General features: G+C 38.7%; 25 protein-coding genes. 19 read left to right on the top strand and 6 right to left on the bottom strand.

All coding sequences use genetic code 11. The features are described 5' to 3' along the window. Positions 1-76 precede the first annotated feature (76 nt). The 12 genes from tssD (at position 77) to ACIQXP_RS18475 (ending at position 11,536) form a co-directional block, all read left to right on the top strand. Positions 77-472, top strand: a complete 396-nt coding sequence (gene tssD / locus ACIQXP_RS18530) for a type VI secretion system tube protein TssD (RefSeq protein WP_090983662.1) — start codon at positions 77-79, stop codon at positions 470-472. 345 nt (positions 473-817) lie between these two features. Continuing rightward, a complete protein-coding gene (locus ACIQXP_RS18525) occupies positions 818-2,680 on the top strand; it encodes a type VI secretion system Vgr family protein (protein ID WP_387506652.1) in 1,863 nt (620 codons plus the stop codon). 3 nt (positions 2,681-2,683) lie between these two features. Continuing rightward, positions 2,684-2,860 (top strand): hypothetical protein, encoded by a 177-nt coding sequence (locus ACIQXP_RS18520; protein WP_387506650.1) that lies wholly within the window; start codon positions 2,684-2,686, stop codon positions 2,858-2,860. Positions 2,861-2,862: 2 nt separating this feature from the next. Beyond that, positions 2,863-3,837 (top strand): hypothetical protein, encoded by a 975-nt coding sequence (locus ACIQXP_RS18515; protein ID WP_387506647.1) that lies wholly within the window; start codon positions 2,863-2,865, stop codon positions 3,835-3,837. A gap of 3 nt (positions 3,838-3,840) precedes the next feature. After that, entirely contained in the window at positions 3,841-4,776 is a 936-nt protein-coding gene (locus ACIQXP_RS18510) for a hypothetical protein (RefSeq protein WP_387506645.1), read from the top strand. A 94-nt stretch (positions 4,777-4,870) separates the two neighbouring features. Next, positions 4,871-5,818, top strand: coding sequence for a hypothetical protein (locus ACIQXP_RS18505; RefSeq protein ID WP_387506642.1), 948 nt, complete (start codon positions 4,871-4,873; stop codon positions 5,816-5,818). 2 nt (positions 5,819-5,820) lie between these two features. After that, complete coding sequence (locus tag ACIQXP_RS18500) at positions 5,821-6,300, top strand: DUF4280 domain-containing protein (protein ID WP_293742401.1); 480 nt, start codon at positions 5,821-5,823, stop codon at positions 6,298-6,300. A 3-nt stretch (positions 6,301-6,303) separates the two neighbouring features. Further along, positions 6,304-8,904, top strand: coding sequence for an OmpA family protein (locus ACIQXP_RS18495; RefSeq protein WP_293742402.1), 2,601 nt, complete (start codon positions 6,304-6,306; stop codon positions 8,902-8,904). Between the two features lie 9 nt (positions 8,905-8,913). After that, positions 8,914-9,609, top strand: a complete 696-nt coding sequence (locus ACIQXP_RS18490) for a hypothetical protein (protein ID WP_387506640.1) — start codon at positions 8,914-8,916, stop codon at positions 9,607-9,609. 64 nt (positions 9,610-9,673) lie between these two features. Beyond that, the gene (locus tag ACIQXP_RS18485; RefSeq protein ID WP_293742404.1) at positions 9,674-10,456 is read left to right on the top strand and encodes a hypothetical protein; all 783 of its coding nucleotides are present in this window, start codon (positions 9,674-9,676) and stop codon (positions 10,454-10,456) included. A 75-nt stretch (positions 10,457-10,531) separates the two neighbouring features. Further along, the gene (locus ACIQXP_RS18480; protein WP_293742405.1) at positions 10,532-10,954 is read left to right on the top strand and encodes a hypothetical protein; all 423 of its coding nucleotides are present in this window, start codon (positions 10,532-10,534) and stop codon (positions 10,952-10,954) included. A gap of 120 nt (positions 10,955-11,074) precedes the next feature. Then, entirely contained in the window at positions 11,075-11,536 is a 462-nt protein-coding gene (locus ACIQXP_RS18475) for a hypothetical protein (RefSeq protein ID WP_293742406.1), read from the top strand. On the opposite strand, the gene ACIQXP_RS18470 is transcribed toward ACIQXP_RS18475, so the two are convergent. After that, a complete protein-coding gene (locus ACIQXP_RS18470) occupies positions 11,537-12,430 on the bottom strand; it encodes a LysR family transcriptional regulator (RefSeq protein ID WP_387506638.1) in 894 nt (297 codons plus the stop codon). Positions 12,431-12,507: 77 nt separating this feature from the next. On the opposite strand from ACIQXP_RS18470, the gene hutH reads away from it, so the two are divergent. Together hutH and ACIQXP_RS18460 are read left to right on the top strand one after the other, a co-directional pair. Next, on the top strand, positions 12,508-14,043 hold the full coding sequence (gene hutH / locus ACIQXP_RS18465; protein WP_387506635.1) for a histidine ammonia-lyase: 1,536 nt from the start codon (positions 12,508-12,510) through the stop codon (positions 14,041-14,043). 18 nt (positions 14,044-14,061) lie between these two features. Next, complete coding sequence (locus ACIQXP_RS18460; protein ID WP_387506632.1) at positions 14,062-16,068, top strand: urocanate hydratase; 2,007 nt, start codon at positions 14,062-14,064, stop codon at positions 16,066-16,068. A 153-nt stretch (positions 16,069-16,221) separates the two neighbouring features. Here ACIQXP_RS18460 and ACIQXP_RS18455 read toward each other — a convergent pair whose 3' ends face one another. Next, a complete protein-coding gene (locus tag ACIQXP_RS18455) occupies positions 16,222-18,717 on the bottom strand; it encodes a PAS domain S-box protein (RefSeq protein WP_293742410.1) in 2,496 nt (831 codons plus the stop codon). 85 nt (positions 18,718-18,802) lie between these two features. Next, positions 18,803-19,705 (bottom strand): LysR family transcriptional regulator, encoded by a 903-nt coding sequence (locus ACIQXP_RS18450; protein ID WP_293742411.1) that lies wholly within the window; start codon positions 19,703-19,705, stop codon positions 18,803-18,805. 95 nt (positions 19,706-19,800) lie between these two features. On the opposite strand from ACIQXP_RS18450, the gene ACIQXP_RS18445 reads away from it, so the two are divergent. Together ACIQXP_RS18445 and ACIQXP_RS18440 are read left to right on the top strand one after the other, a co-directional pair. Continuing rightward, positions 19,801-20,388: an NAD(P)H-dependent oxidoreductase gene (locus tag ACIQXP_RS18445; RefSeq protein WP_293742412.1), complete on the top strand. Its 588-nt coding sequence runs from the start codon at positions 19,801-19,803 to the stop codon at positions 20,386-20,388. A gap of 12 nt (positions 20,389-20,400) precedes the next feature. After that, entirely contained in the window at positions 20,401-20,685 is a 285-nt protein-coding gene (locus tag ACIQXP_RS18440; RefSeq protein ID WP_387506628.1) for a putative quinol monooxygenase, read from the top strand. Here ACIQXP_RS18440 and ACIQXP_RS18435 read toward each other — a convergent pair whose 3' ends face one another. Both ACIQXP_RS18435 and ACIQXP_RS18430 read right to left on the bottom strand, forming a co-directional pair. Further along, positions 20,686-21,537 carry an EamA family transporter gene (locus ACIQXP_RS18435; protein ID WP_387506626.1) on the bottom strand — a complete coding sequence of 284 codons (852 nt, stop codon included), beginning with the start codon at positions 21,535-21,537 and terminating at the stop codon, positions 20,686-20,688. Positions 21,538-21,651: 114 nt separating this feature from the next. Further along, entirely contained in the window at positions 21,652-21,999 is a 348-nt protein-coding gene (locus tag ACIQXP_RS18430) for a hypothetical protein (RefSeq protein ID WP_387506625.1), read from the bottom strand. A gap of 118 nt (positions 22,000-22,117) precedes the next feature. Here ACIQXP_RS18430 and ACIQXP_RS18425 point away from each other — a divergent pair, with 118 nt between their 5' ends. Next, positions 22,118-22,648, top strand: a complete 531-nt coding sequence (locus ACIQXP_RS18425) for a superoxide dismutase family protein (protein WP_387506621.1) — start codon at positions 22,118-22,120, stop codon at positions 22,646-22,648. 112 nt (positions 22,649-22,760) lie between these two features. Next, positions 22,761-23,294: a biopolymer transporter ExbD gene (locus tag ACIQXP_RS18420; protein WP_293742686.1), complete on the top strand. Its 534-nt coding sequence runs from the start codon at positions 22,761-22,763 to the stop codon at positions 23,292-23,294. A 737-nt stretch (positions 23,295-24,031) separates the two neighbouring features. Here the strand turns inward: ACIQXP_RS18420 and metK are convergent. Further along, on the bottom strand, positions 24,032-25,282 hold the full coding sequence (gene metK / locus ACIQXP_RS18415) for a methionine adenosyltransferase (protein ID WP_293742687.1): 1,251 nt from the start codon (positions 25,280-25,282) through the stop codon (positions 24,032-24,034). A gap of 223 nt (positions 25,283-25,505) precedes the next feature. Here metK and ACIQXP_RS18410 point away from each other — a divergent pair, with 223 nt between their 5' ends. Next, on the top strand, positions 25,506-26,387 hold the full coding sequence (locus ACIQXP_RS18410; protein WP_293742688.1) for a diacylglycerol/lipid kinase family protein: 882 nt from the start codon (positions 25,506-25,508) through the stop codon (positions 26,385-26,387). Positions 26,388-26,389 lie beyond the last annotated feature (2 nt).

The following is a 26,389-nucleotide window of genomic DNA, read 5'->3' as shown; positions in this document are numbered from 1 at the left end:
CTAACGCCATGCTCTTTGCTCCACGCCAACCACTCAGCGCAATTCATTCATTTTAAAACATTTAAATTTTACTACAATGGCATTCAAAACCCGTTTAAACTTAGGATCAAAAGAATTTGATGTACTACAGTGCAGCTTTTCATTAAATAGAGATGTGGACGCAAAAGGCCGTCCATCGTCAGGTGTTTATGGTGGTACCATCCACATCGAAATCGAATCTACCGAAGATACTTCAGTAATAGAATCGATGGTGAACAACCAGTACAAGCCGCTTTCAGGCAATATCATTTTCAAAAAAGGAGAAGAAGATGCAAAAATGAAGGAACTGTCTTTCGAAGATGGTTACATCATTCAATATAACGAGGGTATTGCGGTAAACGACAATACACCGATGACTTTAAGTTTTGTGGTATCGGCACGTAAGCTAAAACTAGGCAACGCCGAACACGAAAATGATTGGCCAAAGGCATAATCATTTTATGTATATCAATTAAATTGATGCGCCCCGTTTTTGTCGGGGCGTATTAGTTCACTAGCGCTTCATCTGCTATAGCAATCTAAATTATCATCGCAAGGTTGTAGGGTTATCCCGTCAGCTATTTTTACATTAAAGCTCAATGATGTCTGGCCAACGCAAAAATATTGCAGTAAAAAACACTCGCCACCCCGGTAAAATGTTTGGTTTGGCATCCGCACACAAAGATCATCAAAACAGTCCCGTTATAAAAATGGAATCATTTTTATTAGGAAAGTTATGCACTAAAACCCGGCAGCCGGATTTAGCTTAGGGTAATTTTTGTGATCAAGATTAATCAATATGGAAAAGAAACTCATTGCAGAAATCAATATAGAGGATAAGGAAATTACCCATTTTGCTTCCTTTAGTCTCACACAGGCTTTTAACGAACACCATTATTTTGAGCTGCGTTTCAACCACGATCAGATGGGCGCACCCGGGCTGATCACTTTGGATGATAGTCGCGATTTTGTGGGTAAAACTTTAACTGCATCTTTTGGCCATTCGCCAGAAAGTATGCAGAATTTTAAAGGTTTGGTTTCTAAAGTCGAACTATCACAAAACCATGGTTACCATGGTGTTTTAATCGTTAGTGGTTATAGCCCGACTATTTTAATTGATCGTGGACCCGATCTGGGTTCTTATCTGGATAAAGATCTGAATGAGATTGTAAAACTGGCAACTAAAGATACGCCTGCAAATGATTTAAAAGTAGTGGCAAACGCTGCCAGGAGTACATCTATTGACTATATTATTCAATATAGGGAAAGCGATTTTGCTTTTTTAAACCGTCTTTCTGCCGAATACCATGAGTGGTTTTTTTACGATGGTAAACAGCTTAATTTTGGTAAACCCAACATTCAGAAAGAAATATCGCTTTTTTATGGTAGGGACGTGCAGGAAATGCAGTATGCCATGGAAATTGCACCGATAAAAAATAAACGGTTTTCCTACAATCCTAAGCAGAACGAAATGCTGCAAAGCGAGAGTACAGGAAAGGTAGAAGGGCCCCCTGATCTGTCACATGCGGTTAAAGCTTCCAACTTAACTTTTAGCAAAACTTTTAATCAACCTGCTTTAATCCGGGTTGACAATAACAACGATATCAAAAACCTGGTTGAAAATGAAGAAAAGGCTAATACCAGTGAACTTTTAAAAGTTACGGCCCGGGGTGATAATGCAGGATTGAGCATCGGAAGTATCGCTGAAATTACGATGAGCCTTAGAAAGGAGATGGCGTTCACTACCGAAAGTTTAGGTAAGTTTCTGATTACCAGTATTAAGCATCACATCGATGAGAATGGTAAATACCATAATAATTTTGAGGGAAGAATATCCACTACCGAACGTATCCTGGTAAAAAGCTTTGAAAAACCGCAGCCCGATATGCAGTTGGCAGACGTAATCGATAATAATGATCCACAGGGCCAGGGCCGGATAAAAGTGAAATTTAAATGGGAATGTTTAACCAATGATGTTACGGAATGGCTGCGTGTAGTTACTCCAAGTGCAGGTATCGGAGATAGGGGCAATAACAGGGGTTACTTCGCCATCCCGGAAATAGATGATCAGGTGATGATTGCTTTCGAAGAAGGCAATATTGCGCGGCCGGTAGTAATGGGAAGTGTTTACCATAGTTCCAGCGTAGACAGTAGCCCTTTAATTAAAAACCACCTTAAAAGCATTATTACCCGAAGCGGTCACCTGGTTGAGTTTGATGATGATGCAGCCACACAGGGGATAAAAATTACCGATATCCATAATAACATCATCCATATCGATACCAAAGGCAATAATATCACCATTACTGCATTGGAGAACATGACCCTGAACTGTAAAAATATGCAGATTAATGTAGGGGAGAATATGGATGTGAGCGTTGGACAAGATCAGAGTATAAGTGTTGGGAATAATCAAAGTACTTCAGTTAATAAGGATATTTCAACTGTTGCAGGAAGTAATTATTTACTGAGCGCTACTGGCGAAATCCGTGAAAACTCAGATGTCCGCTCAGAATTTGTTACCAAAGATTTTATCAGACAGGCGGAAACATCTAATGAGCTTGCTGGGGAGATTACGTTATTTAGCCAGAAAGAAAACATGACATTACAAAGTGCTAAAACAGTTGAAGTTAACAGTGCAGAGAAATCAAAACTATTTTAAGCGATGGCAATTAAAAAACAATGCACCAGTATGAGGATTTATGTAAGCACAAATTATAATCTTTTAGTGGGAAGTAGCTTTAAAAAAATTGCTGACAGGATAAATGTTGAAGCAAAAAGTAATAACCTTTTTCTTGTAAGTAATAAAAAAGTAGTTGGCGAGGGGGGTAAATCAAGTTAATTATGGCAAACGTCACATTTGGAAACTATAACCCACAGGAAGATCCTAAGGATGCCTTACGATACGTTTATTATACACGTGAGGGAGAGTACCTTGGTGGGATTACAGGAAGTGCGAAAATATTTACGACAACCAAAGACAAATATGATCAGGCTGTAGCTGCAAAAAATTGGGAGTCTTTAAATGTGGATGCAAACCTGGTTAAATATGATGGTAAAGCTCTCTCACATTCAGATTTCCGCTACATTGCCTACATTGTGAGTCATGAATCTGGTAATGCTGATATTAAGGAACTCAGGTGTGTAGCCTTTACTAGTCGAAATAGGGCTGTTTCCACAAAAAAAACTTGGCGATCACTACTCGCTTCAGGTTACTCTTCCGTGCCTAATAAGAAAGAGCTACCTGATAAAAATGATGAAAAGTCAAAACTCGCCAGATATGCAGTGCTAGATGTTTGTTTCGGTGTAAAGGATATTACAGACGGAGCCGAATTTTGGGATGGAACAGACTTTCTTGCTTGGGGCAATTCTGAAACAAACCCTTACAATAAATTGGGGCAAAATAAATTTGATGAATATAAATTCGTCGAAATTCCAAAAGCCATTTACGATGATTTTGTTGCTGCTAATGGTACTTCAGCCAGATATAAGGATAAAGGTAACCATGATGCCAATACAGACCAGGGTACACATGAGCATTTGAAAAAGAAAGTTAAAAAACCGGTACTAGGTCCGGATGGCAAGCAGATAAAAGGACCTGATGGCAAACCACAATTTAAAGAAGTTGAAGTGCCTGACAGAATTAAATATGCCGTTCCATCAGCCGATTTTCAAGATCAGCAATACTGGACGAGTGGAAATTTTTATTACGAAACTAATGTAAAGGCTACAAACGGTATTTCTGCTACCATTACTGCCGGGAAAAGTATATTCTGGAAATTAACACCTAACCGTTTAACTGCTGAAACTGCAAAATAAAATATGAATAATATTATATTAGTATTTATACTCCATTTTTTTATTGTTTTTTCTGTAACTGCACAGCAATCACAGAAGAAAGAAAATTCCTATGATGGAACTTTATTAACGCGAGTAACAGAAGTTAAATCTGAGCAAAGCAATGAAAGGGATACCACTAAAATATTATACCTTCAAAACAGTTCAAAAGACAGTCTTTTTGTTTATAAAATTGCTGAAGGTGTAATCTCGGAAGCCACGGCTTATATTTTAACAGGTAATAGTAAAGGCCTTTATTTAACTGCTACGCCTATTTTTGGTGATGCAGAAACCCTTAATAAGCTGCAAATTAAGTTCTCTGACACTGAACATGTTGTTCTCATCAATCAACAAGATAAATATCTATTATATCCGAAGTTTTATGCTTCGGCTAAACAGGAAATAAATACCAAACATGCTGTTATTGGTTTATTTGATCTTTTAGAAGACTATCTTGAGGATTATTCTATTCTTGATATTTATCCGATCTTATTGTCTGAAAATAAGGCAAGATGGAGTAAAATTATTCAGCATGCGAAAATTATAACCCAGCGGAGCCAATCAGACTTAAAAGATACCTGGGATTCAAGATATCAATACAACAGCCAAGGCAAACTGCTATCGGTTGAAGCTACCTCAGCAGAGGAAATTCATTTTAGTAAGAAAATGAGTTATATCAACCCAAGCACAATCAAAATGGATATTTATAGGAATACAGAAGATCGTCAGATTTTATCTAGAAAGGTTATCTATAATCCTTTGAAAAATAACCGGCTTAATATTACCGATCAGGTTGAAGAAACAGGTCAGAATAAAGAAACAATACTGATCACGAATATTCATAAAAAAAACATAGGAAAAGTAAAATCGCTATACCTATCTCAGTTAGAGATAAAGAAGTTAATAAAGCAATTAAAATAAATGTAAATGATTTGATGTAAGTAATCTGCGGCTAGAATTTGCTTCAATTAATTAACATTTCTTTTAAATCTAATCAGTTTATAACGGCGACAATATGGACATCTCAAATAAAAAAATATATTACTCAGGTGTAAATGCGCTTCGTTTAGAGTGGCCTGTCGATTTGTCTGCACATTATGGTGTTGTGATCGCCTTCAACGAAAGGGAGGAAAATGCTAATGAAGTAAAGTATGAATTAAGGGTAACTCGGCTAAAACCAGGTAATGCAGGGCAGCCGTTGTTTCAGATTGAAAGAATAAGTGACGTTTTTATTAATGAAATACCACCTGACCTCATAGCCGATAAGTTGGCATATGCTCTGGGAAAAGTATTTTATCCTTTGGTGATAGCAGTTGATTATAATGGAGGCTTCCAGAGCGTTTACAACCATGATGAAATTTTAAAAAGATGGCAATTGGTTAAAAAAAACGTGCTTGATAATTTTGAAGGTCATCTGGTAGATGATTATATCTGCCGTATGGAAAAACAGCTTTCCAATCCTGATCAAATTACCCTTGCGTTTTATAATAACGATTGGTTTGTACATACTTTTTTTAAACCTATTTATAAAGAATATGGACCCAACTATGCTACAGAAAGCTTGTTTAAGTTTCCGATAGCAAGAGATTTTATTGTAGAGGGTTATTTAACTCAAGAGAAAATAAGCAGCGAGACTAACCATTTTGGTGCAATAGAACTAACGCACAATGGTAAGGTAATGTCTGTAGCCGATGAAATGGCTATAGCCAGTAGCAAAGAAGGAAATTACGAGGGATATTATCTTTTACATCCTAAATTTAAGCGGATCCTGTCGGTTGTTTCTGATTTTAGTTATGAACAGAAGAAAGTAAAAGTGAAAATAACACTTATTCCAGAAAAAGGGCAGGAATTTGACCACGATTTTGAGCTTGATCGTCATGTTAAAGGTATTCCGGTAACAGAAATGGTTATCATTGACGGCTATACTAAAAAGAAGTTTTGGAATCGCATATTAAATAAGTAAAGATGGCAGAGAAACATGTAGTAGTTCAAGGTGCGCAATGTTTGTGCAAATTTGGATCAGCTCCAGATAAGTTAAAGGTGCTGACGCATACTAAAGAATATGCCAATGATAAAGACGGAAGTCAAAAAATGATCGCTACCACTATGGATATCGGTTCTACTTTTGAGAAAAACATGTTCGGATCTTGCTCAAAAATGAACAACAAACCATGCAATGCAATAGTAACGAAATGGTCGGGTTTTTATGAAGATACGGTATTGACAAATGGTGGGAAAATTTTGCTCGAAGATAGTAAAGCGACCTGTCCGATAGGAGGCGCCGATTGCATTGAGATTATCCAACACGGTCAAAAGGCAGAGGCCTCAAAACAGAACTTTGATAATGCAAATAAAGATGTACAATCACAGCTCAACCCTTTGTCAGAATCTTTAAATGAATCTGCAGATAATTTTAACGGTTTAGAAGCGAGTGTTAAAGCATAACTTATGGCAAAGGGAATAAAGAAAATTGTTTGGACCGGCGAAGGTAAAGTATATAATGCCAAGAAAGGATCTATACCCGGTCAGTTAATGGTAGTAGCCCCTAGTGAGCGTATTTGGTTTAAAATTGGCGAATGGGAGGCTGGAACAACAGAGCAGGATAAAAAGAAAGATATAAAATGGGGAATTTTTAATCAAAAAGGAGTTATTGATTTTCAAAAAACAATTCCCAGCCATTTTAAATATGGCTTTAAAATTCCCAGAAAACTCTGCGGTCCTTATTTATGGTATGTTGAAGCAAGCTGGAGTGGAAACTTTGATGGCAAATCAGGGCTGAAAGTCAGGGGCGAATCACCGGCAAAAATAGTAGACAGTAGATGGAGCCAGAATGAAGGCGGACCTGATGTACGCAAAACTTACCAGTTTTCTTATGGAGAACTTATTTGGCTCCGGCTTTTCACCGAAGGTTTAAACGGCTATGACAACGTAGAACTAAGGGTTTTCAGAAGGTTGAGGTCGGCAATGGGTTTATGGCCAAAAGATGATGAAGTAACCCGTAAAATTTACAGGGTTAGTGTAATTAATGGCGAAATTAATTTGAAAATTCCTAATACTTATTCATGGTACCAGTCTATGAACGACAGGGCTGAAGTGGAGGAATTTTATGTTCGTGTGGTACATCCGGTAACTGGTAAATATATTGAAGATACCAGAAAGGAACCCGATACGGCCCATGCCCGTTTTTTAAGGATAAAAGACAAGGTGAAATCGCAGGTAGTGGAAAAGCCTCAAAACAGAACACCTGTTACCATTTACCAACCGGATAAAAATGAAGCAAGGTTTGAATTATGTAAGTTTGAGCAGATCCTTTTAACCGAAGAGGGAGGGAAACCTGAACTTATTTTTGATAATGGAAAAGGAATTAAGAATACTGTCGATAGAAGAGAAAAAATAGTTGAATCTATTCATTTTAAGTTTGATAGTACAGAATTATTACCTGAAAGTTTAAAACAGCTCAATAACATTTTGAGGTTTTTATTGGAGCATCGTCATAGCACCATTCATCTCGATGGTTTTGCCTGTGTAATTGGGAAACAAAATCACAATAATGTATTGTCGCAGAATAGAGCAATAACCGTTAGGGAATTTTTTGTAAAGGGAAAGTTAGATGCTAACCGGATTAAAACCACTGGCCATGGAGAGGTTAGTCCTACTGATGATAAAATGGGTCGGGATAATATCAAATATAAAAATGAATACGAATACGTAAATAACAGACGGGTAGATATTGCATTTGAATATTACGGTCATAATGCCGAAACTATTATTTACGAAACAATAGCGGGCAATAAACCCAAAAAAATTACAATAGAACCAATAAATTTTGATACCAAAGCTTGTTTCGAACGCAAAAAACATAGCAAAACCATCAAGTTGATCAATGTTGATGTAAATGCTGAAAGCGAAGGTAAAATTACGGTGCCGTCAGTATCTACAATGAGTAAATTTAACGTTGTACCTTTGAATTATATCTGGCCGAGACGGGATGGTATAATGAATATCTATTCCGTTCATATTCATACCTGCAGATATTATTCTGTGTTAAATAACGCAACACTTGCCATACATGTTTACTCAGACATTAAATGGACGTTAGAATTTAAATGGTCTCATACGCAGCCTTTCGCCTATTCATATGGTAATAAACTATACGGTTATGAGTTAAAAAATGCCCAAGATAAAGCCATTGGTTCTGCTATTGATGCAGAGTGGTCTAAACGATACGGGGAAATGGCGCAAAAGTTTGAGTTATCTCTAATAGGAGAATGGACTTCGGCAAGTGGCAGCAAACAGAAGATAGAATTTGGGAAGGAGTGGGCAGAGCGTATTGCAAAAACATTGAAAGTTATCAATCAGGTTAAGCAGATGGCTGATCGTGTATCAAATTCCAGTTTAGCCAAAGGACGTTTTATGTTTGAAGTTAAAGCACCTGTTTTGGCCGTTTCTGCTCAGTGGTACCTTAAAAAAGCAAATCGTGTCGTCGGCGAGATCGTTGAGATTGGAGCAGATACTAGTCCTTTGATTGAGGCAGATATAAGTATCGATCTCATAGATATTGTGCTTAAATATGGTGGTAATGCAATATGCCCGGGAGCTGGAGAAGTGCTGGCATGGGTAAAAGATAAAATGAACAAATATGTCAAAATTACGTTTATAGTAACACTTGGCGGTGCAATTAACGTTTCGGGCAAGACGATAATTAATATCCGGTTTCCAAAAGAAACAACTGGTGAAGTAAAAATCACTGGCGAAATAAAAGTGAGTATTGAATTTAAAGCTACTGCAAAAGCCGAAACAGCAAGTATGGGTATTTCAGGAATTTTAAAGGCTGATGCTAAAACCAGTGTTACTGGTGGTGTAAAAGTTGGCGCAGATAATGATGGTGTATATGTTGCTCCTGTAGCAGAATTTGGAGGGATCAAAGCAACTTTTGTTGCTGCGACAACTATTAAGTTTGGCTTTATTAAGCGAACTTTCAGTTATGATGGAGAAGCAGTGCTTGTAGAAAAGGATGAGGTTAATTTTAAAAAGCATTATCTAATTTAATTTTTATTTATGAAAAAAAATACGGTCATTTTATTTTGTTTGGCTCTGTGGAGTTGTAGTCAAAAGAAAATCGATTTAAAAGATCTTATAGTAGGTCAAAAGCCAAATATTGATCTTTCAGCTTTTACCGATAATATCAAAGAACAGCGTGGACGTTTTGAAATGCCAACAGAAAATGGTGTTCAACTAGTTGATAAAGGCGAAAAAGTAGTATATTATTATTTTGCAGGTAAAAAAAACATAACTTTCTATAAGGCTAAAATTGCAGATGTTTTAGAAACCAAAGTTGTGACCTATAATGGTTTAGTGAGCTTTATAAGCGTGCATCCAGATAACAGAGATGCTGTAAGTTTGCTTAAAGATTTGCTTAAAACTTACGGCGCCCCCGATTCGATTTCCTATGATACAAGAAAATTCATAGGCTCAGATAGCGAAACCGCTAATGTTTTAAAAAATGCATTACCACGCTATGTAAAGGAGGTAGCAGATGAATTTGATAATAAGTCAACACAATATCCTCAGCAGTTTTTTTGGAGCAAAAATGATATACTTACCCACATAACAATAGATCCGACAAATGCAAATCTCAATATGTCTGTTAAGATTGTAACCAAACGAGCTTATATGGACCACATTGTTCAAGAATATGCAAAACCACTATTAAAAGAATATGATAGTCCCTTTGCCCACCTTTTTAAAAAATAGTGGATCACCCAATTTGGGTATCCGACGAACAAAGACTAATAGTTAGTTTGTACATAAATTACTAATGATGAAAGAACCTTATTACTTAGTAGACTTTAATGTCTCACTAGCAAATTTTGATATTTTGATCAATGATGTGCTTGCCTTTTCTTATAACGATGGGGGAGGCATTTACTCAAATTATCCTATTAACCATTTTATCCTAAGCAGTGGTGTACAGCAGGTTAAAGTGAGGTTCAAACCTTTAAAAAATTCACAAACCATACATCATGAAGCCGAAGCCATTATCAAAATCCAATACCTTGATGCTTCTACAATGGATCAGGAGCAGCTGACAACCGTATATGAGTATAAAATGCCAAAGGCTAAAAGGGATACATTACCGATGTTAGAATCAACAGGCGAATTTAAGGCAGAAGTACCCTACCGGTTAATAGGCTGGAGTGATGCCGGTATAATCGATATTAAAAATGAAGCTGCTCTTGAACGGATACATAACTATTACCGCCGTATTTATACACTTTTTAAAGATAAGGATGTAAACAGTCTTACCTTGCTCTTAAAAAAAAGATATGAAGAAACAGATGCATCCATGTACCTCGACGAAGATAATATAGCTGGATTAAATAATATCTTTAAGATGCTGGAAGCTGAGGGCTATATCATGCAGGATTTTCCTGAAACGCCACAGATATCTTGGTATGCGAAAAATAGAATAGTGAATTTAGTTAGGGAGAATACATCACCTGTTATTTTTTATCTAAAAAAGGAGACGAATGAAGAATTTGGGTTTCCTTTCTACATTCATCTGCCTAAAGGCAAAAATTCTTTTGAAATTATCCGATAGATAGCTTGTATTAACGCATATCCAGCGTATAAAACGTCGTTTGTAGTTGATGAGAAAGATGTTAACTGGAAAATTTTGGGCTGGAGCAAAAGTAAAAAGTTAAATAACGATCCAAACCTTCGCAAAGAAGTTGATGAATTTTATAACAATTACAAAAAGGTATTGGAAGAGGGTGATAGAAATAAATTTCTTTCATTAGTAAGAACTGAAATTGATGAAGAAGCAGCATCAAAACCCTTGGACAAAGAGATTGAAAATCAGCTTACCAAGAATATGATTGATTATGCTGCTGAAAAAAGAAATTTTATATATCCCTGTACAAAAGCAGAATTAAAATTTTTTGGAGATGGGAGAGTGGTAACTTTGGTATGTGCAGATACACTTACATTCGGATATGCTCCGCTGATTTCTAAGACTGCTAAAAGTATGGTGCCAAAATCTCACACCTTTTATCTTCACAAACCAGCAGGTACCAATAAACTCGAAATTATCAGATGATAAAAGAAAGGTTGTTTTATCTTTTTCTTAAAATAGGCCCTTAACTTTTTATTTCTGGTATCGAACTTAAATAATAAGACTTTGGAAGCACTTTTAATAAGATAATTTATATTGTAAAATATGTTTTATAAAATCTATTTAGAAAATAACGAGCTGATTATTCAAACATTCTTTTTAAAGGAGAAAATTGCTATTGATTCAATTGATGACATCATTATTTTCTATAATCGAAGTTTTAATAAGCATAAACTATTTACTTACTTTAATAAGCCAGTACAATATGAACTAACCAGGAAATCCTGGTTTTATCAAATGTTATTTCAAATATTTTTAGTTTTTAATACAGAAAAGTTTAGAATTTACCGGGTTTATGAAAACGAAATCATTACCCTAATGTTAAGCTTGTTAAAGCCGTACTTTCCTACGCTCATTGAAACCAAAGATCTGGATTTAGACAATAGTTTTATATGGATGACTGAGGATGAGGGTGGCCACTTTAAGAAAACGAAACTTGTTTATAGTAGGGAAGGCTTAGGTTTAAAAAGAGTAATGTTGAAGCATAAGATATTGACGCAGAAATAGCTAAGTATTATCTTTCAACAGCAATTTAATCACATTTTTTAAAGCAGGGTTTCGGTTAGATTCTTTCCAGATCATATACAGCTCTGTCCGCTGCGGAATATGGGTGAGTTCTACAAATTTTACGTTTTCCTGGTAGCCATATTGCAGGCCGGTAGGCACAATGGCGATACCCAAACCTTCTTCTACCAGTTTGAAAATGGTTAACGCATTAACCGATTTATGATAGGTTTTAGGTTTAAAGCCATGATCTTCGCAAATGCTCATCATCAGGTCGTAATAAAATGGACTATCGTCACTCGAGAAAAAGATAAAAGGTTCATCGCCCAGCTTTTTTACCGCTTCGGAACTGGCCTTTTTCATCGGGTGACTCTTAGGCAATACCAGCGAAAAGGTATCCTGATGGATCATGTGTTTAGAAGTGCCAGGATTAAACTGCTGCATTCTTACAAAACCGATGTCGAGCATATCTTTTTCCAGTAATTCGATCTGTAACTTGTTGGGCATTTCATCCAGATTAGTGCTGATTTCCGGAAAATCTTTGTTCAGTTTAAAAATCACTTCAGGAACAATTTTTTGCGCTGCAGACCCTAAAAAGCCGATGCGAAGTTCGCCCTGTTTACCCTCATTAATATTGCTGATCTGTTTTTTAATGTTTTCGATATGGCTGAATAGAAAATCTACCTCCGCTTTAAGGTAAACACCTGCTTCGGTTAGGGTTACTTTTTTCTTGTTCCGGTCAAATAGCGGTGCATTAAAAATCTCTTCCATTTGCTTAATCTGCCGGCTTAGTCCAGGTTGCGAAATAAATAAGCGGTCTGCAGCCTTTCTAAACTTCAGTTCCTCAGCCAAAACCTGAAAATATTTCAAATGCCTAAGCTCTATCTGATAACTCATGGTTATTACATGATGATGTAATTGGTATTTATAGGTATCAAATATAGCGCTTATTTTTGTTTAAAGCCTTCATCGTTATGACCCAACAAGAGATTTTTAATTATGGAACCGATCATTTAACCGCTAAATTGGCTTTAGCCATCAGTAAGGGTGAGGTAAAAGGCATATTAAGCGAAAGCACAAAGGAGAGAGTGCTTAAAAGCAGCGAAGTGGTTGAGCGGATTGCGGGTTCCGGGCAGGCTGTTTATGGTATCAATACAGGTTTTGGTCCGCTTTGTACTTCCATGATCTCGGCTGTTAATACGCGAAAGCTACAGGAAAATATCCTGAAAAGCCATGCTGTGGGTGTTGGTGAACCGATAGATGATGAAATATCAAAGCTAATGCTGGTATTAAAATTACAAGCACTGGCTCAAGGTTGTTCGGGCATTAAGATCGAAACGCTTGAACGAATGATCTGGTTTCTGGAAACCGGTGCCATACCTCTAGTTCCCAAGCAAGGCTCTGTTGGTGCTTCGGGCGATCTTGCCCCTCTTTCTCATCTCTTTTTGCCTTTGATTGGTTTGGGTAAGGTTCATTATAAAGGAGAAACTAAAGCTACAGCTGAACTTTTAAAGGAACACCAGATGCAGCCTTTACAATTAGGACCCAAAGAAGGCCTGGCTTTAATTAATGGTACACAGTTTATTGCTGCGCATGCCGTTAAAGTAGTGCAACGTTTAGAGAATGTGCTGGCATCAGCAGATATTATAGCGGCAATGATGATTGAGGGCTTACAGGGCTCACAAAAACCTTTTCATGCAGAGCTCCATGAGCTGAGGCCATATCCTGCAAATATTTTCGTGGCAGAACAGGTGCGCAAACTCCTGGAGGGATCTGAAATTATGAAATCGCATGCCGACTGTGCTAAAGTACAGGATCCGTATTCTTTAAGATGCATTCCGCAGGTACACGGCGCTTCCAGAACGGCCTGGTTACATTTAAAGGAGGCCTTAGAAATCGAACTGAATTCGGTAACCGATAACCCTGTGATATTTAATGATGATTTAACGATTAGTGGAGGCAATTTTCATGGTCAGCCATTGGCTTTACCGCTTGATTATGCTTGTTTAGCTGCTGCTGAAATCGGAAATATAAGCGACCGGAGAATTTATCTCTCGCTTGAGGGAAATACTCCCGGTGTGCCGAAATTGCTGATGAAAGAGACCGGATTAAATTCGGGTTTCATGATTGTCCAATATACTTCCGCAGCTTTGGCCAGCGAGAATAAAGGTCTCTGTTTCCCGGCCAGTGCGGATAGCATCCCAACTTCTTTAGGTCAGGAGGATCACGTGAGTATGGGTTCGATCAGCGGACGTAAAGCGCTTCAGGTGATCGAGAACGTGGAGAAAATTTTGGGTATAGAATTATTTTGTGCTGCACAGGCTGTTGACTACCACGATCCACTAAAGCCTGGTAAAATATTGGCTGCGGTACATGATTTCGTGCGTGCTGAAATTGATCATTTTGAAGAAGACCAAATCATGTATGATAGGATGGAAAATGCCATCGAAATGGTGCAGAAGGGTAAAATTGTAGCCATTGCCAATAAAGACGCATCTATATTGAATTAACAATTTAATTTTCAGATTATGGATTTTAAAGCACAGCTATTAGCTGGTATTCCTGCTACCTTGCCAGCAAAAAAGAATCGGAATCCGGTATTGAACCATGCTCCCGTAAGGAGAGCTGTCTTAAATACTGAAGAGAAAAAGCTAAGCATTAAAAATGCTTTACGTTATTTTCCAGAGGCATGGCATCTGGAACTGGCACAGGACTTTTTGGGCGAGCTGGAAAGTTACGGGCATATTTATATGTATCGTTTTATGCCCGATTATGCCATTTACGCCAGACCAATAAGCGAATATCCCTACCGTACACTACATGCAGCCGCAATTATGCTTATGATCCAGAATAACTTAGATCCGGCAATAGCGCAGCATCCTGAAGAGTTGATTACTTATGGGGGTAATGGCAGCGTGTTCCAAAACTGGGCCCAATATCTTTTAACCATGCAGTACCTCGCCACCATGACCGATCAGCAAACGCTTAATATCTATAGTGGGCATCCGCAGGGGTTATTTCCATCTAATGCCGCGGCGCCCCGTGTTGTGGTGACGAATGGCATGATGATTCCTAATTATTCCTCACCGGAAGATTTTGAAAAGTTTAATGCCTTGGGGGTTACGCAATATGGTCAAATGACTGCGGGTTCATATATGTATATCGGTCCTCAGGGTATTGTACATGGTACGGCCATTACCCTAATGAATGCTTTCCGTAAACAGGGATTTTTTGGAAAAGAGGTGGCAGGTAAAATCTTTTTAACGGCCGGTTTGGGCGGCATGAGCGGAGCCCAAACCAAAGCCGGGAATATTGTTGGTTGTATCACAGTGTGTGCCGAAGTCAACCCAAAGGCCGCAATTAAAAGACATCAACAAGGCTGGGTAGATGAGCTTTTTGAACATTTGGATGAACTGGTGAAAAGGGTTCTATTGGCCCAAAACGAAAAACAAGCGGTTTCATTGACTTATATTGGTAATGTAGTGGATGTTTGGGAACGCTTTGATCAGGATAATATTGAAGTTGCGATCGGTTCTGACCAAACTTCGCTGCATAATCCATACGCCGGGGGGTATTATCCGGTAGGTTTCAACTTTACCAAGGCTAATGAAATGATGGCTGAAGCGCCGGATCAATTTAGAGTTTATGTACAGGAATCGTTAAAAAGACAGGCAAAAAGCATTAACAACCATACAGCTAAAGGAACTTATTTTTTTGACTATGGAAATGCCTTTTTGTTGGAGTGCAACAGGGCAGGTGCCGATGTAATGGCTCCAAATGGTATAGATTTCAGGTATCCATCCTATGTGGAAGATATTTTAGGTCCCCTTTGTTTCGATTATGGCTTTGGCCCGTTTAGATGGGTTTGTACTTCAGGAAATGAAAAGGATCTGGATTTAACTGACTGTATGGCTCAAGAAGTAATGGAAGAGCTAAAGCGAAATGCTCCGGAAGAAATACAACGACAATTGCAGGATAATATCAACTGGATTACTGCCGCCAAAGCAAACAGGTTAGTAGTCGGTTCAAAAGCCCGAATTTTATATGCCGATGCTGAAGGCAGAGCAAAAATTGCGTTGAGATTTAATGAGGCCATTAAAACAGGTAAATTATCAGCGCCCGTAATTTTGGGAAGAGATCATCACGATGTAAGCGGAACGGATTCGCCTTTTCGCGAAACCAGCAATATCTACGACGGAAGCAGGTTTACGGCCGATATGGCCATTCATAACGTGATTGGCGACAGCTTTAGGGGTGCCACCTGGGTTTCGATCCATAATGGCGGCGGTGTAGGCTGGGGCGAAGTAATAAACGGCGGTTTTGGGTTGGTACTGGATGGAACCGAACAGGCTGCCGAAAAATTGCAGAACATGCTCTTTTACGATGTAAACAATGGAATTGCCAGAAGGAGCTGGGCCCGTAATAAAGAAGCCCGCTTTGCTATTGAACGTGAGATGGCACGAACGGCTAATTTGAAGATTACTTTGCCAAATCTGGTTGATGAAGAGATTTTAAACGGGTTAGAAATCTGTTAAATTTTTGTCGGCAAGAAATACACCATATCATCTGAACGCAGTGAAGAATCTTTCAAGCCTATAGAGAAAGATTCTTCGTTTCACTCAAAATGACAACTCTGTAAACGCTGCGCCTCTGCGAAAACCTTCGCGTCCTTCGCGGTAAAAAAGCACCTACTTCAATGGCAAAGTAAAATGGAAAACCGAACCCTTACCTTCTTCACTTTCAGCCCATATTCTGCCACCATGCCTCTCTACAATTTCTGCACTTAGGTAAAGCCCAATACCAAAACCCGAAATGGTGTGATTGCCCTGTACCCGGTAATAACGTTCAAAAAGTTTTTCAATGTCTTCAGGCCTTATCCCTATGCCTTCATCTTTAATCTGAACTTCAACCTCTGTGTCACTTAAATTACAGCTTATTTCGATCGATGTACCATTGTCGGAATATTTTATTCCGTTACTGATCAGGTTAGAAATTACGTTGCCGATTTTATCCCTATCTGCATAAATGTCGACCCCACAGGTAGGGTGTAAGATAATCTGATGAGAAGATTGTGAAATATAAGTTTCCTCAATGGTTTCTTTCAACAGGTCATCTAAATTAAAGTTTGTTTTTTCGATCAGTAGTTTGCTGGATTCCAAACGCGATACATTCAAGAAGCCGTTGATCATGGTTGTCATTTTTCTGATCTGGCTGTTTGTTTTTTCCAAAGCCACTATCGCATAATTGTCTTCATCTTTTTTAGCCTTGCGTTGCAAAACCTGTACAAAGCCGTTAATGGCTGTTAATGGAGTTTTTAGTTCATGACTAACCATTCCGATGAAATCATTCTTTCTGAGTTCATCCAATTTTTGCTCCGTGATATCGATAAAGAGTCCGGAATATTCTGTTATATGGCCATGCTGATCTACAAATACCCTTCCTGTTGTCCTAATCCATTTTTCTTCGCCTGTAGTTAAATTGGTTATCGGATATTCATTGTCGCTTGAAGAATGAGTGTTTAATGCATTTGCAAAAGACTTTTTCAATTCATTATGATAGTCGGCATGGATTGCGCTCATAATGTCGCTCGTTTTAGCAGGCTCATCAAGTGGTAGGCCGAGCAGGCTTTTCACAAATCCCGATACCGTAATTTCAAGTGTTTTAGGATCGATGCTCCAGGTACCCATTTTTCCGGTATCAATGGCTTGAAGCAACCGTTCCTCGCTATCGGCTAATTTTTGGGTATATTGAATCAGGTCTTCATGTGTTTGTGCGAGTTCTTCATTGGTTGCTGCCAATTCCTCATTTGCCGCTGCCATTTCGATGTTGATATCCTGCAGCTCTTCCTGATGGAGTTTTCGTTCGGTAATATCCGGACTTACCGTAGCAATCGCCGTTATTTGACCTGTTTCCTGATCTTTTATGGCAAAACCACTCCATTCAATCCAAAAAGGATTTCCTGTTATTTCGTTCCAGAAGCGGATTTCCTGTTTAAAATCAATTCCTTGTAAAACTCCCGATAAAAGTTCTTCAGCTGTGGGGCTGTCAGCAGGGAAAATAACCTCAAGCATATTTCGGTTGGTAATGTTTGCCCAACCTAACTTTCTTAATCCTGCAGGATTTAAGTATTGGATAGACATATCTAAACCAATCAAAGCGATAAATTCTGAACTGGCTTCGATGAGTTTATTCAAATTTAAACGCTCCAGTTCGATTAATTTTCTTTCTGTAATATCAATACACGAACTGATATAACCTGCAAAAGATCCATCGGCGTGGAAACGTGGTGGACCACTGGTAAGCAGCCATCGGTAATCGCCTTTTTGAGTCAGGACCCTAAACTCTCCGGTAAACGGCTTTTTATCGCGAAGGGCTGAAAGATAAATATCTAGATACCGGTCACGATCTTCGGGATGGATCAGGTCAGCCCAGCCAAAGGCGAGCAGCGCCTCCATCGATCTACCGGTTAAGTTTGTCCAGGGTTTGTTAAAATAGACCGCATTACCAAACTCATCACCAACAGTGATGAAAATATCGGTTCCCTCTGCCATGGTTTTGAAGCGTTTTTCGCTTTCAGACAGTTGGTTAAACCTTTCTGCAACCCTTAATTCCAGTTCGTTATTTAACGCATGTAATGTTTCCTGTGTTTCCTGTAACTCTTCGTTTGTGGCTACCAGTTCTTCATTGGTTGCCGCGAGTTCTTCTACTGTGGCCGCAAGCTCCTCGTTTAGCACCTGTTCCCGCTGCAAGGCTTCTTCTTTCTCCTGCTCTCGTTCTATGGCTTCACGCCTTAATACCCGCTCACTTACATCAACCGCGGTATGTAGAATACAGATGGTCCTGCCTTCGTCATTTTTGATAGCACGGTATTCAAAATCAAAATAAAAGGTCTTTAACTCCCCGTCAATAACCAGGTCTGCAGCAGTATCCTTCCCCGAAATCACAAGGCCTTCCAGCCAAACTTTCCTGAACATCTCAATAAAAGGCTGCCCCTTTAATTCTGGCAGGGCATCTTCAAGCGATCTGCCGATTACGCTCCTATCTTTACCCCAAATTCTGAGCATTGCATCATTTGCAGTCTGTATGATGGCTGTTTCGCCAATGTGAATTGCGGTCGCGGTATGAGTGTAATTAAAAACTTCTACTAATTGATCATTACTTAAAAAAGGACTGGACGGGCTCATTCTGAATTTTTACGGAGTGATCTAAAATAATTATTATACTTAAGTTTCAAAATAAAGGAACTAAGTAAAATTTCTTTAATACAAACTATATACTAACCATAACCTCTTTAAAAAGGTTTTTGATTAGGTGAATTTCTGACGCATATTGCGTGTTTTTTCTGCAGCCAAAGTACAACGTGTTGGTGAGCTTTGAAGTGCCCTCCCAAATTAACTTTATTTTTTCATCCTCAACTTCTTTTTTGCAGAGAAAATCGGGAATAATAGCCAGGCCTTTTCCTGCTGATAAGCAACGTACTATCGAATTGAGATTAGGTACAATGTAGTTTGGTCTAAAATCGGCATGTTTGCCAAAGTTAAGTTGCCAAAAACGTAACAGATGCTCCATATCACCCGCGGTTCCATACCATTTTTGCTGTTTTAACCAGGTCTCCATTGCTGAAACATCTTTATTTTTAACCAGCGTATCAAAAAACCGCGTATCGGTTTCTATTCCACCTACCAAAACAATGGTTTCAGAAGAAAAAGCTTCATGCGCTATATTCGGCGAATTTCCTTTTTGAGGGGTAATAATGAGGTCTAAAATCCCTTTATCCAATTGATCTAACATCTCTGGATACTCCCCAAAACGGATGATAACATTGAAAGGCAGGGTTGAGATATATTGCTCAAGCGTAATCTGGAAAGTTTCAAAACACATGCCTACACTAATGGTTGGGGTATGTTTCTCCGTACTTTTCTGGAAATGCTTTTCTGCGTCTTCGAGTTTGGTCAAAGGATCTACAATAAAATTGTACAATACCTTTCCTTTTTCCGTAGGAATCATTCTCCTTGCCGTCCGCTCGAAAAGCTTATAGCCCACGTAGCTTTCCAACGAACTCAAATGTAAACTTACTCCGGGCTGAGAAATGAAAAGGCTTTCTGCTGCACCAGTCAATGTTCCGGTTTTATATACCGCTTTAAAACTTCTGTACCACTCAAGGTTAACCATTAATTATTATAATTATAATACAAAGCTATAATTTAAATTATTTTAATGATACTTTATATTGTGATAATTTTGTGTCAGTAAATAGCAAAGACAAAATGACAAAAATATTCATCATCAACGGCGGACAAAAATTTGGTCATTCCGGTGGCAGATTTAACGAAACGGTAGCCAATGCTACTGCAGATTTCTTCTCTTTACAAGAGGGATTTGAAATCAAAACAACCAATATTAATAATGAGTATAATCCGAAAGAAGAAGTAGCGAAGTATGTTTGGGCAGACACTGTAATTTATCACACCCCAATCTGGTGGTTCCAGTTGCCGCATGGGTTTAAAAAATACATCGATGTGGTATTTACCGAAGGGCATAAAAATGGGATTTACAATAGTGACGGACGCAAAGCTGATCATCCAACCCGCAATTATGGAACCGGTGGCACGTTGCTCGGCCGGAAATACATGGTTACATCATCATGGAATGCGCCCAAGGAAGCATTTACCTTGCCCGGAGAATTTTTTAAGGAAACGAGTGTGGATGATGGTGTCTTGTTCGGTTTTCACAGGATGAATGCCTTTACCGGGATGGAACAAATACCAGGAATTCATTTTCATGATGTAGAAAAGAATGCAGATATTAGGACTGCACTTAAATTGTACCAGGAACATTTAAATCAGATTTTTTAAATACAGTAATATATGAGCATTTATTTAACAGCGATAGTTAAAAGCAAAAAAGAAACCGTGGATGAACTAAGAGCTATGCTGCTGAATATGGTTGCAAATTCGCGTACCGAGGAAGCTTGCATTCAGTACGACCTGCATGAGGCAGGAGATACTAATACGTTTATTTTTCAGGAGGAATGGAAAGACCAGGCAGGTTTGGATCTGCATAATAAGCAGCCTTACCTCTTAGGTTTTGTCGCGCAAGCCAGTTGGTTAACCGATGATATTGTGATCTATAAAACAGAAAAATTAGCCTGATTATCTTTTACTATACTTAGTAGTTAAGGAAGAGCCTACGGAAGCAATTACAACAAAAGCAACAGCAAAACACTCTTTTAAGCTGAGGTATTCCTGTAAAAATACCAGTGCTGCTAAAGAGGCCATAGCAGGTTCAACACTCATTAAAATACTAAAAGTGCGAGGCGGAAGCTGCTTAAATGCTTTCATTTCTAAGGTGAAGGGTATGGCGCTTGAAAGTAATGCAAGTGCCGCTCCCAACCCAATTAATTTAGGATTTAGCGTGCTCAAACCACCGCCATAAATGCCGAAAGGCAAAATGACCAGGGTAGCAAACAACATCCCGATAGCAACGGCATCGCCTCCTTTCATCATTTTGGAAATTCTACCGCCCAAAATGATATAAAACGCCCAGAAAACACCAGCCAAAAGCGCCAGCAGTACGCCCGCTAAATTAAGTCCTGTGCCCGTCCATGGGGTGATTAATACAATGCCTGTTGCAGCAAGTACCACCCATAGAAAATCAATAGGTTTTTTCGAACCAAAAATAGCAAGTCCCAGTGGGCCAACAAATTCTAAAGTTACCCCTAAACCGATCGGAATCCGGGCGATGGCCATATAAAAAACCATATTCATTACCCCTAAACAAACACCATATAGGATCACGTATTTCCATTGTTTAGCATTAAGTTTAAATAGGTTTGGCCTAAAGGCAATTATTAAGATTACAGCTGATAAGCCGATCCGTAAAGATGCTGTTGCAGCTGCCCCGATTTGTGGAAAAAGCCCTTTTGCAATTGCCGCCCCACATTGCACACTAATAATGGATAGTAAAACAGCAGGTATGGGCGGAATATTAATTTTGCTTTTCATCTGGGGCTCGTAAATGAGGCGCAAAATTAGGGAATTATAGACCGATACTCATTTAAAATAAAAAAAGGAGAATCAGATTACGCTGCTTCTCCTTTATATTATAAGCTGAGGTTATTAAGAGAACAGTTCCTGTTCGTCCCTGTTTTCTGTTGGAATTTTCTTTAAAAAATCATCAAATGCCGGACCTTCATTATCAGAATATGTTCCGTAAGCATCTAATACATATCCAATATTTTTTTCTTTATCTTCTATCAGATACAATACTGAATTGTCTGCAGGGTCTGAATCTCCTTCAAAGCGGTAGGTTTTAACAATAGTTAAATCCTCTGGTTTGTAAATCTTACCCAACGATTTACTTTGCATCTTACCGTGATCAGATATTTTTAGTTCGTTATCTTTTCCTTTCAGCCTCAATTTTTCTAAAATTTGACTTAAAGTGTTCATTTCATTTGGCTGTTCCATAGTTGTACTATTTTATAGTGATTAAACAAGTGGCGTGCAAAATGGTTTTGCCATCATTCTTTTTAAACCAAACTAAATGATGGCCCGTCTGTTCTTCATTAAACTAAAATCTAATCATATGAAAAAATACTTTTTAAGCTTAGCGATTGCTGGTATTGCGATTGTAGGTGCTTGTACTAAAACCGATAAAGAAATTGCCCGGGCCACCTTGACTGAAACAGCAGACAATACGAAAACCATCGGAACAGCAAAGTTTTATGAATTGAGCGATGGGAAAATTAAGATGGATATTGAAATGAATTTTGCGGCACGCGCCGACAGCAATGTGGCGGTACACTTTCACGAACATGGCGATTGTGGCAACATGGGCGAAAATACACACGGCCACTGGAACCCAACTAAAGAGGCCCACGGCAAATGGGGATCGGCAGCGTACCACAGTGGCGATATTGGCAACATCAAGTTAGACGGTAAAGGCCATGCCACACTTTCGGTTACTACGGATAGATGGAGTATTAAAGATGGCGATATTAAAAATATTATTGGCAGGGGAATTATCGTGCATGGGGGTACGGATGATTATACCACGCAACCAACGGGTAACTCAGGACCACGGGTGGGCTGTGGGGTTATCGAAGCGGTGAAATAATTTGCGTTAAAAAATCGGTCATTACTGACCTTTCTCAAGCGGTTAAATTTTTAGCCGCTTTTTTTGTGCAATTTGGCGAGCCTTGTCATCATTATTAAAAAACCTAAATCATATGGCAACGCTAAACGAATCTCAAAGCGGCAAGGCTGCAAAAGGAAGAACCAAAAAAGTAACACCAAGGGTAGATCTTACAGCAATGGTAGATCTCATGTTTTTATTGACCACATTTTTTATGCTCACCACAACGCTGAGCCAGTTAAATGCTGCCGATATTGCTAAGCCAGATAAGACGGATATTAATATCAAAGCAAATTTTCCTGAATCGCGCACCATGACTATTGTATTGGGTAAAGGTAATAGGGCCATTTCTTACATGGGTACTATTGAAAAGGCCAATATGAAAGTAATGCCTGTTGCAGATCTACCAAAGGAAATTATGGCGAATAAGCTATTGGTTGCAGCTACCCATCAGAACAATCCATCGAAGCATATGATCGTAATCATCAAACCAGGTAAAACTGCCAGATTTCAAAATTTTGTTGATGCAGTTGATGAGATGAAAATCGCAGATATTAAATCATATAGTATTGATGATGAGCATTTCGATGATAAAGAGTTATTGTTTATGAAAAATAATGGACTTTAATGTTTTAGCGTAGTTTTGGATATTTGTGGCGTTGGATGTGGCCATCCGACCCAAAATCGGCATAGTAAAGGGAAAAAGTTAAATGTTGTTTGTTGATTTTTGGAAAGCAATTGCAGTGAATCTTATTAATGTCCGTCCTGCTTTTTGCTTGTAGTCCCGATTAGAAAAAAATCGGGAGCTACCCGCTTCAATCAGGTTTGGATAAGTCAGATTTTTGCAAGTATTATTTGGTGTTGGATGTTGGCATCCGACCCAAGATCGGCATAGTAAAGAGAAAAAGTTACATATTGTATGTTGGTTTTTGGAAAGCAATTGCAGTAGCTTTTTTAATGTCCGTCCTGCTTTTTGCTTCAATCTTTTTTCCCTTCACTTTAACTGCGGTAAAAGCTAATTGTGGGTGGCAAAAAAGGATTTTCGTGTCAATCAGGTTTAGATCGGTGATTTTTTTGCTCCTATTGTCGGAAAGCTTCAGTGCTCCAGGTATCTACTTGTGAGGGGAGATTTCTTCCTAAGAACCACCTGCCTAACTTAACTAAACCTGACAGGAGCAGGCATCCCGACTTAAAGTCGGGATAAAGCGGGTGGCAGGACTTTCGGAACCGATAGATGCGGAACCCTGCTTTTCCAAAAAAAACATAGTGGTTTTTCTACTGTTTGATGGACCACCAAACAGGAAAACAAAAAAGGCGTTCTGCAATGTCGCAAAAACGCCTTTTTATATCATTTTATTAGAAGGATTAAATACCGAAAGCAGCTTTAACCTGATCTACGTAATCTAATTTCTCCCAGGTAAACAACTCAACTGATACGGTTTTTTCTTCGCCGTTTGGTGTTCTGAAAGTTTTGGTAACCGTTTCTGGCGTACGGCCCATGTGTCCGTAAGCTGCGGTTTCGCTATAAATCGGGTTTCTTAATTTTAAACGTTGCTCAATAAAGTAAGGACGCATATCAAAAATCGACTCCACGATTTTAGCAATTTCACCGTCGGTTTTACCTACTTTACCCGTTCCGTAAGTATTGATATAAATACCCATTGGCTTAGCCACACCGATTGCGTAAGATACCTGAACTAAAATTTCATCAGCAATGCCGGCAGCCACTAAATTTTTAGCAATATGGCGGGTAGCATAAGCCGCACTTCGATCTACTTTACTTGGATCTTTACCCGAGAAAGCCCCACCTCCATGTGCACCTTTACCGCCGTAAGTATCAACGATGATTTTTCTACCGGTTAAACCCGTATCCCCATGCGGACCACCAATTACAAATTTACCGGTTGGGTTAATATGGTACTCAATCTGATCATTAAATAAATGCGCATACTGCGGATTGTTTTTGATGATGCGCGGAATTAAAATATTAACCAGGTCAGTTTTGATTTTGGCCAGCATGCTTGCTTCTTCATCAAAATCATCATGTTGTGTAGAGATTACAATGGCATCAATGCGAACAGGTTTATTGTTATCATCGTATTCTAAAGTCACCTGACTTTTTGCATCCGGGCGTAAATAAGTGATTTCATTATTTTCGCGGCGTAAAACAGCAAGTTCCTGTAATAATTTATGAGAAAGGTTTAATGCCAAAGGCATATAATCTTCAGTTTCGTTGGTTGCATAACCAAACATCATACCCTGATCGCCCGCGCCCTGTTCTTCTTTGCTGCTTCTATCTACACCCTGGTTGATATCTTGCGACTGCTCGTGTATGGCAGATAAAATACCGCAGGAGTTGGCCTCGAACATGTATTCGCTTTTGGTGTAACCAATTTTCTTGATTACATCGCGCGCAATCTGCTGTACATCTAAATATGTTTTAGATTTCACCTCACCCGCCAAAATAACCTGACCCGTAGTAACCAAAGTTTCGCAAGCTACTTTTGATTCTGGATCGAAAGCCAGAAAGTTGTCAATTAACGCATCCGAAATTTGATCGGCGATTTTATCTGGGTGACCTTCAGAAACAGATTCTGATGTAAATAAATATGACATTTATTAAATAATTAATGATAAATAAACAAATTTATGATTGCCAAACCCCTTGGAAACAGGTGTTGAAATGATTGAAAGGAGGCATTAGCAATTTTTTTAAGTGGTTGCAATCCGGTCCCGCGGTATCGGGATAGCAAATCAATCCACTTTTTACTGTGGCAAAATTAGCATATTTTCTTTATTTCAAAAATTATAGATTATTTTGTGCACTCAATCTTACACTTTGCACACAAAGATCAATATTCTCTTTATCATAAACCCTATCTCCGGTGGGAGAGGGAAACGGCGTATCCCCGATTTTATAGATAAATATTTAAATAAGGAAAAGTTTAGTCCAAACTTCGTTTTTAGTGAATATGTGGGGCATGCCAGCGAATTGGCAGATGAAGCGGCTACCAAAAACTTTGATGTAATTGTTGCTGCGGGTGGCGATGGTACCATAAATGAAGTGGCTACAAAAGTATTAAAGCACCAGAAAATTTTAGGAATTTTACCGCTGGGATCAGGCAATGGCCTTGCCCGCTTTCTGAATATTTCCAAAAACTTAAGGTACGCGCTTTCCATCATCAATGATTTTAAGATCGATAAAATTGATACGGCCGAGTTTAATAAAAAATGTTTTTTCAACCTGGCCGGAATGGGATTTGATGCTCACCTGAGTGCTGTTTTTTCGAAGGATAAAAAACGCGGTTTATCAGGCTATGTAAAACTGGGCTTTAAGGAGGTTTTCAATTATAAACCGCAAATTTATCAGCTGGATATTGATGATAAAACTTATACCCGGAAAGCCTTTGCTATTAGTATTGCCAATTCATCTCAATATGGAAATGATGTGTACATCGCACCAAATGCATCGGTAAAAGATGGATTATTGGATGTTTGCATTATCAAACCTTTCCCCATAATAAAATTACCATTATTGGGTTATGTAATGTTAAATGGGAAAGCCGAAACATCTGATATGATCGAGATTATTAAAGGGAAAAACATTAAAATCATAAGAGAAATGGCCGGTGCGGTGCATGTTGACGGGGAGCCTTTGCAGATGGGCGCTGAGATTGAAGCGGTGGTTAAGCCACTTTCTTTAAAAGTGATCGTTCCGTAGTT

The sequence above is a fragment of the Pedobacter suwonensis genome (genome assembly GCF_044762335.1).
GTDB lineage: Bacteria > Bacteroidota > Bacteroidia > Sphingobacteriales > Sphingobacteriaceae > Pedobacter.
The sequence above is the reverse complement of the archived record's forward strand: the minus strand, read 5'-3'. Positions and strand labels throughout refer to the sequence as shown.